This window comes from Nonomuraea sp. NPDC047529 (assembly GCF_040642995.1).
In the GTDB taxonomy this organism is placed as follows: domain Bacteria; phylum Actinomycetota; class Actinomycetes; order Streptosporangiales; family Streptosporangiaceae; genus Nonomuraea.
In genome coordinates this window covers 1-6,928 of sequence record NZ_JBEYTJ010000089.1, presented here as the reverse complement: position 1 = coordinate 6,928, position 6,928 = coordinate 1, and the positions used below count along the sequence as shown (strand labels likewise).

Sequence of the window (6,928 nt, the reverse complement as noted above, 5' to 3'; positions counted from 1 at the left end):
GTCCCAATGGTCCCATCAGGGCTACATCAACAAGATCGGACCGGCTCTCTACGGGCCCATGCCCACCGTGACTTAAGCCTTCGTCAGCAGGCTCTTACGTTGTTGATTGATGGCAAGTCCACCGGCAAAGCAGAATGAGGGGACCCCCTAAAAAGGCCCCCTCATAGCCCCTTTCCAGCTACCCACCCGAAAGAAGGTCGGATATGCCCAAAGAGGGAATGAATGTCCGCCTTCGCGACTGGCGCCAGCAGGCCGGGTTGACCCGGGCCGAAATGGCGAAAATGGTCAATCTCAGCAAGTCGGGCGTGAAGCACTCGCTGACGTGCGACGAGGAACGCATCCGACGCTGGGAGTCGGGAGAGGTCTCTTGGCCACGCGAGGAATACCGGCTGGCATTGGCGGAGATCACGCAACTGGGCCCGGAAGACCTGGGGTTCGCTCCGGTCAGGCGCAGTCGCGCCAGGGTCACTCCCGCCGACGACACCGCCGATGAAACGACCTCTGCACAATCCACCCATCATTTCCCTATGCGGCAGGTGGGCACCAATGTCTCACCCCTAAGGGATAATCAGGCTCTAGAGCTACAATTGCCATCAACGGCCGACGAGGAGACTCTTGTCGTGCCGGGGCGCGCGCCCGATGGGAGGATCGTCTTCTTGTCTGTATCTCGCCGCACATTCCTTCAGGGGCTGGGCATCGGCCTCGCGGGAATCACACCGCCACAAAGCCGATCACCTCATATTCCGTCCACCCGGCGCCTGGCCTCGACCATTGGCGACGCCAGCCCGGTCGAGCACCTGTATCAGGTCCGCCAGGTCTTGATCGACAACGACAACCTGTTGGGGCCGTTGAACGCAATCCCCGCGGTTCAACAGCAGATCACCGCCATCCAGCAACTCCGCCACGAGGCGCGGGGCGCTGACCGGCACCAGCTCCTCAAACTCCAAGCCGAGTACTGCGAGTTCTGCGGGTGGCTCTACCACGACGCCGGCGACTTCCGCACTGCCCAGTACTGGACAGACCGCGCTCTCGAACTGTCGCACACCATCGCCGACCGGGACATGACCGCCTACATCATGGCGCGCAAGAGCCAACTCTCCGGCGACATCGGAGACTCGGTTGCCGCCATCGACATGGCCGAGGCAGCCAGCAACCTCGCTCGCCCAGGCAGCCGCCTCCAAGCGCTGGCGCCCACCTATGGCGGCTACGGCCACGCCCTCCATCGCGACGACGACGCAGCCAGAAGCGAGCTGGACCGTGCTCACGAACTGCTCCTCGACATCGCCGAGGACCCCGGCTCGCCATGGGCCGTGTGGCTGGACGAGCCGTACCTTCAGGCCCAGCGAGCCCGCAGCAACGCCGCGCTCGGCCGGTTCGGCGAAGCCGTCGAGGGCTTCCAGCAAGCGATCACCGCCGTCCCCTACTCCTTCCGGCGCGACCGCGGCGTCTACCTGTCGCGTCAGGCGCTCGCATACGCCGGCGCCGAAGAGCCCGAACAAGCCGTAGGCGTCGCCATGTCCGCCCTCTACATCGCGGAGGAGACCGGGTCCGCCCGCATCATGAACGAACTCCTCAAGCTGGACAAGCAGCTCCATCAATGGCGCAGCACGCCTCTGGTCGCCGAGTTCAACACGGCCCTGAGGAGTACCGTGGTGAAGCAAGCATGATCACGATGTGATCGCCTCTCCTCCTCCGGAAGGTGCCATGCGCCCCTACGTCCTGCTGAGCTGCGCGATGTCCGTGGACGGCTACATCGACGACACGACACCGGATCGGCTCCTGCTGTCCAACGTCGCGGACTTCGACCGCGTGGACCAGGTCCGGGCCGAGAGCGACGCCATCCTCATCGGCGCAACGACGATGCGCCGTGACAACCCCCGCCTCCTGGTCAACTCCGAAGCCCGGCGAGCCGAGCGAGCCGCCCAGGGTCTTCCCCCGTACCCGCTCAAGGTCACCGTCACCAACAGCGGAGATCTCGACCCCGACCTGAAGTTCTGGCACCACGGCGGCGAGAAGATCATCTACTGCTCCGACTCCGCCGCAGCAAAGCTCCACGAAGCCCTCGGCGACCTGGCCGCCGTGGTCAGCCTCGGCCCCACCGTGGACCTCGCCCGCATGCTTGACGACCTCGGCGAACGCGGCATCCGCCGCCTCATGGTGGAAGGTGGCGGCACCATCCACACCCAGTTCCTCACCCAAGGACTGGCCGACGAGATCCACCTCGCCATAGCCCCCATCTTCGTCGGCGATGGCAACGCACCCCGCTTCGTCAACCCCGGCGCCTTCCCCGGAGGCGCCGGCCACCGCATGTCACTTGCCGAAGCACGGACCGTGGACGACGTCGTACTCCTGCGCTATCTGCCGAAAGAGTCCTCGGGCGGTAAGACCTCATGACCGACGCCAGCACCGAACAAGACCGCCGATGGCTGCGCACTGCGATCAGCCTGTCCCACCAGTGCCCACCATCGCAGACGGCCTTCTCAGTCGGCGCGGTCATCGTCGACGGGCACGGCAACGAGATCAGCCGCGGCTATTCGCGTGAGACGAACGCGCACGTCCATGCGGAGGAGGCGGCTCTGGCCAAGCTACCTGCCGACGATCCTCGCCTCAAGACGGCCACCCTCTACAGTTCCCTGGAGCCCTGCACCCAACGCCGGTCCCGTCCGAAAACCTGCACACAGCTCATCTTGGAAGCCGGCATCCCCCGCGTAGTCATCGCCTGGAAAGAGCCGCCCACCTTCGTCGTCGACGCCAACGGCACCGAGGCCCTGACCGCCGCAGGAGTCACAGTCATCGCATTGCCGGAACTGGCCAACGCCGCACGCGCCGCCAATGCCCACCTGCTCGGCCATCAGGGCTCATAGCGACCGAACCACTTGCCGAATTGTTCTCATAGGGATCAAGCGGCGGCGCGGCGCGCCGCCGTACCCCCGGCCCTCCGCCCGCCCGCCGTCCGGGCGTGCGGCCTGGGGGCCGGTCCCGAACGGCGGCGGGACACCGGGCCGGCGCACCGTGCGCCGACCCCGCCGTACCGATCGAACGCTCCGACCGGGGTTGCCACGCCACCGCACAGATGCAGCCCTACGATCGCCACTGCATGGTTGGTCGTCGTAGATTGCTGGGGGCGATCGACGATCCGTGCTTCGTTCCTCAGCACGGCTCACCGAGTGACGTGGTTGCGGTCCCCTATCGGCGCGGCAGTTCTGCTGCGGATCGTGGTGACAGGCCGTCGTGCAGCATGATGGACGGGTGCTGACTGAGCCGGAAGCGCGACGCCTTGCGGAAGCCGAGCTAGCCCGCCTCTACGAAGAAGAATGCGCGTACTTTGATCCGGACGACAGCTTCGTCCTGACCACCATGGAGGAGTGCTCAATCGGCTGGGTCTACCACTACCAATCCGCCCGGTACCTACGAACCGGGGAGTTCACTGCCGCATTGGGTGGCAACGCACCAATTCTCATCCACCGCCGCAGCGGTGCGATCGTGCCCACGGGCACCGCCTACCCAATAGAGCACTACATCCGCGATCACGAGCTATCGGGCGAGTAGTGGCAAGAGCGGTCCGTTACGGTCGCGACGGGCTACCCATGCAATATGCGTGCAATGATCTTGGCAGCGTGAGCAGCACAGGAAGACTTCGCCCCAGGTCGCAGTCTGTAACGCCTTAAAAACGGTCACGAGCTGTAAAACCTTCGGGTCTGTTCACACAATTCGAGAATCTTCCCGAATACGGGTTCCGGGTCGTGGACAACAACCAAGCTGGGACGAAGGGTCCGATGCTCCACGCCAGAGGGTGGAGCATCCTCCCGCTCATTCACCGCAAGGAGCTGAGCATGATCGCCACGCCGCCCCCATCCGCTTTCTCCCTGCTCACGATGGCCGCGATCGGTGTCATGGTGATGACCGGTTGTGTCGGTCCCGTGATGTGCGGGCCATGCCCCGGAAGCCGGGTGCAGCTCACCGCGGACCAGGCGATCCCGGCGGCAGGGAGCACCTACGAAGTCTGTGACGGACGGGGGCCATGTCAGAAAGGCACCTGGGTGGTGCCCATCGACACCGGCGCGCCGCCCGCCGCCGTGCTTTCAGTCTTAACTGTCTCACTGCCGGGTACTGCCGACGACTATTCACGCGTGACGGTCAAAGCCACCGTCCGGGACCAGGCTGGGCGGGAAATCGGGCAGGGACAGGCTACCTTCCCCGAATATCAGCCGGTCGAGCATAGAGAGCCTTGCCAGTGTCATAACGCTTTCGTCGAGCTTCATCTAACAGCGGTGATCGACCGCTCCTGATCGCGCCAGTTGCAGCATTGGCAGATCTGATTTCGGCCGTTCCGATGGGTTCAATGTGGACCAACCGATATGCCTCGCGTGGTCCGGCGAATGTACAGCCAAGGGGACGAACGACGGCGGACCTCGGCGGATGTTCACGGACACCACATCTCCAGGTCGTCGCCCCGTATCTTGGTCGAGGCAACTTCTTTTAATCCGTAGGTTCCCGGGTTTGAACCCCGGGGCGCCCTACCACTCCACACCTCGAATCCCCCACGGCTGGGACGACAGCTACGAGACGATCAGGCCAGGCGTGGCTTATGTCTGCGATACGACGACAAGTAGTCTCACCGTATGGAGCGTCGATCACTGCGGATCACACATATCTCTTGGGGCCGGACGGTGGTTGAGGGCCTCGGCGAAGGTAAGGACTTCAAGCTCTACCCCGGTGGTGGGCGGGACTGGAACTGGAACGAGACCGGGACGCGGCACACCCCTGGCATCCAGCCTGCAGACATACAAGAACTACTCGACAACGGATGCGAGACGATTGTTCTTTCCCGTGGCATGCGGTCGCTTCTGCAGACGTGTCCCGAGACGCTGAACCTTTTGATGGAGGCGGGTGTCGAGATCTACATGGAGGAGACGATGGCCGCAGTACAGCGTTACAACGCCATGGTGGGAATCATCCCCATAGGTGCGTTGATCCACTCCACCTGCTGATCGCATGCCACGACAAGATCCGGAACATGTGCGGAACGGCTGGTGAGCCTCTTGATCATCACTCCGTGACTTCGCAGGTGGAGCCGCTAGGCAAGAGTAGAACCTCACTCCACTTCTAATCCGACGCCGTTCGAAGCCGCGTGCCCGTTGCGTGCCCGTACGGTCGGCGATCACCGGAGAGTCACGGGGACTCACGGCAACTGGATCGGCATACGCCCAGGTCAGCGTTTTCGCAGCTCAGGCCGCATGAACTTGTAAGACTTCCCAAGCTGACAGCAGGATCGGACGCGCCCCAAGAGCGAATCAAAGCTCCGATGCACCCAGCGAAAACATGCGGCTTAGACGAGGCAATCTTCGATCCACCTCCGTCAAATTCCGGGAACTCCACGAAAGCCCTGTGGGACGGGGAGCGCTTTGGTTCCTTTGGCCACGTCCTGCCATGGGGTCGTAGATGCCTTCCTCTTCGCCGGCGGCCTCTTCGAAGGCTCCGGCGGCCACGTAGCTCAACGCCTCCCACTCTGGCCACTCATCAGCCCACTCCCGCATGGGGCGCTCTGCCAGTCGTCGGACCTCGGGCACGTCGGCAAGGTTGTCGGGATCGGCTACAGCGAGGTCGAAGGTGTCGCGACCAAGACCGATCAGCCATGCCTGGAGGTACCAGAAGCTATCGGTGGAGCAGTGGCCACCGAAGATCAGATTGGCCGCTTCCCACATGTCGTAGGTGTCGGATCGTCGTCGTATTTGGTTGAGAAGGATCTGGAAGTCAACGATCCGGGACAGTGGACTCCGCGCAAGGTGGAGGGCGAGCCACCGTAGACGCTCATCAGGATCACTGGTCACTTCCCGGGACCGCTGAAGGAAGAGCCAGAACTCGTCAGCGTCCATGACGCTGCATGGTGCCAGACTCGGCTGACAACGCCGCAGCACGAAGACCTCGATCGCGTGCCAGATCCGTGCCAGAACAGGCGAGCAACCGCGGTCACTCACGGTCACTCACGAGCAAGCGATCCGTTCTGACCTGCATCCCCGTTTTCCCAGCTCAGAAGGGCAAGATCAGTAGCCGGTTCCCAAGCTGACAGCGCGGGTTCGATTCCCGTCACCCGCTCCACATACCCCAGGTCATGGAGTGAATCCCGACCGGACCTTGATCATTTCTAGAGCTATCAGCCGACCTTGCTCAGTCCTGCGGCTTGCGCCAGATGATGCTGTAGCGCAACAGAAGGTGACGGCGATACTGGGAGCCAGGCAACATTTCGGCGGACAACGCTCGCATCTGCGGGTACATCACCGGCGGCGGCCACACCGTGGGGGACGGATGCCCCCCAGTGGCCCTTCATGACGCGGCGCCAGGTACCGACGGCGACGCCGGCCAGGCCGCGCGGCAGGTCGTTGGGCATGGTGCTACGGGCGAGGTCGACGATGGCCAGGACACCGCCGGGGCGCAGCAGCTCGCGCATGCGGGCCAACCCGGCGGCGGCGTCCATGTGATGCAGGGTGGCCACGGATGCAATGACGTCGAACGAGGCGGGCTCGAAGGAGTGAGTGAGGAAATCACCGAGGATGTAGCCGACGTCATCCGGGTGCTCGCGGGCTTTGTCGATGCTGGGCACGTCGAGGTCGATGGCAGTGACGCTCGGCACGGTCCGTCGCAGTTCACGGGCGAGCATGCCCTCGCCGCAACCTACGCCGAGGGCGTGCTGGGGACCATCAGGGATCGTGCGCAGGATGCGGGGGTGGTAATGGATGTTGTGGGTTCTAACGCCTGCGGTTCTCCACGGTCATGTGCCCTCTAAGAACCCCTAGCCAAGTGAAGCGCGTGGATGGCCAGGAGACCGGCCCCACTGAGGCTTTTTCATCCCCCTGGCGGCAGGGCGCTGGTCACAGCCTGATCGCGAGCTTGGCGATCGCCTGACGACGTAAGAAACCCCTGGTAGATG

At 63.7% G+C, this 6,928-nt stretch carries 8 protein-coding genes; 6 read left to right on the top strand and 2 right to left on the bottom strand.

Annotation, left to right across the window (positions count from 1 at the left end; translation table 11 throughout):
• Positions 1–203 precede the first annotated feature (203 nt).
• From ABZ815_RS52445 to ABZ815_RS52420, 6 genes are all read left to right on the top strand, one after another.
• Positions 204–1,667: a helix-turn-helix transcriptional regulator gene (locus ABZ815_RS52445; protein ID WP_357711009.1), complete on the top strand. Its 1,464-nt coding sequence runs from the start codon at positions 204–206 to the stop codon at positions 1,665–1,667.
• A gap of 37 nt (positions 1,668–1,704) precedes the next feature.
• Positions 1,705–2,394, top strand: coding sequence for a dihydrofolate reductase family protein (locus ABZ815_RS52440; RefSeq protein WP_357711006.1), 690 nt, complete (start codon positions 1,705–1,707; stop codon positions 2,392–2,394).
• The gene (locus tag ABZ815_RS52435) at positions 2,391–2,864 is read left to right on the top strand and encodes a deaminase (protein ID WP_357711004.1); all 474 of its coding nucleotides are present in this window, start codon (positions 2,391–2,393) and stop codon (positions 2,862–2,864) included. Before ABZ815_RS52440 ends, ABZ815_RS52435 begins: the two co-directional genes overlap by 4 nt.
• A 385-nt stretch (positions 2,865–3,249) precedes the next feature.
• Entirely contained in the window at positions 3,250–3,549 is a 300-nt protein-coding gene (locus ABZ815_RS52430; protein ID WP_357711002.1) for a YrhB domain-containing protein, read from the top strand.
• Between the two features lie 284 nt (positions 3,550–3,833).
• Positions 3,834–4,289, top strand: a complete 456-nt coding sequence (locus ABZ815_RS52425) for a hypothetical protein (RefSeq protein ID WP_357711000.1) — start codon at positions 3,834–3,836, stop codon at positions 4,287–4,289.
• A gap of 333 nt (positions 4,290–4,622) precedes the next feature.
• On the top strand, positions 4,623–4,991 hold the full coding sequence (locus ABZ815_RS52420; protein ID WP_357710998.1) for an MTH938/NDUFAF3 family protein: 369 nt from the start codon (positions 4,623–4,625) through the stop codon (positions 4,989–4,991).
• A gap of 303 nt (positions 4,992–5,294) precedes the next feature.
• Here the strand turns inward: ABZ815_RS52420 and ABZ815_RS52415 are convergent, their stop codons facing one another.
• Both ABZ815_RS52415 and ABZ815_RS52410 read right to left on the bottom strand, forming a co-directional pair.
• A complete protein-coding gene (locus ABZ815_RS52415) occupies positions 5,295–5,876 on the bottom strand; it encodes a DUF4240 domain-containing protein (protein ID WP_357710996.1) in 582 nt (193 codons plus the stop codon).
• A gap of 278 nt (positions 5,877–6,154) precedes the next feature.
• Positions 6,155–6,658, bottom strand: a complete 504-nt coding sequence (locus ABZ815_RS52410) for a class I SAM-dependent methyltransferase (protein ID WP_357710994.1) — start codon at positions 6,656–6,658, stop codon at positions 6,155–6,157.
• Positions 6,659–6,928: the final 270 nt, after the last annotated feature.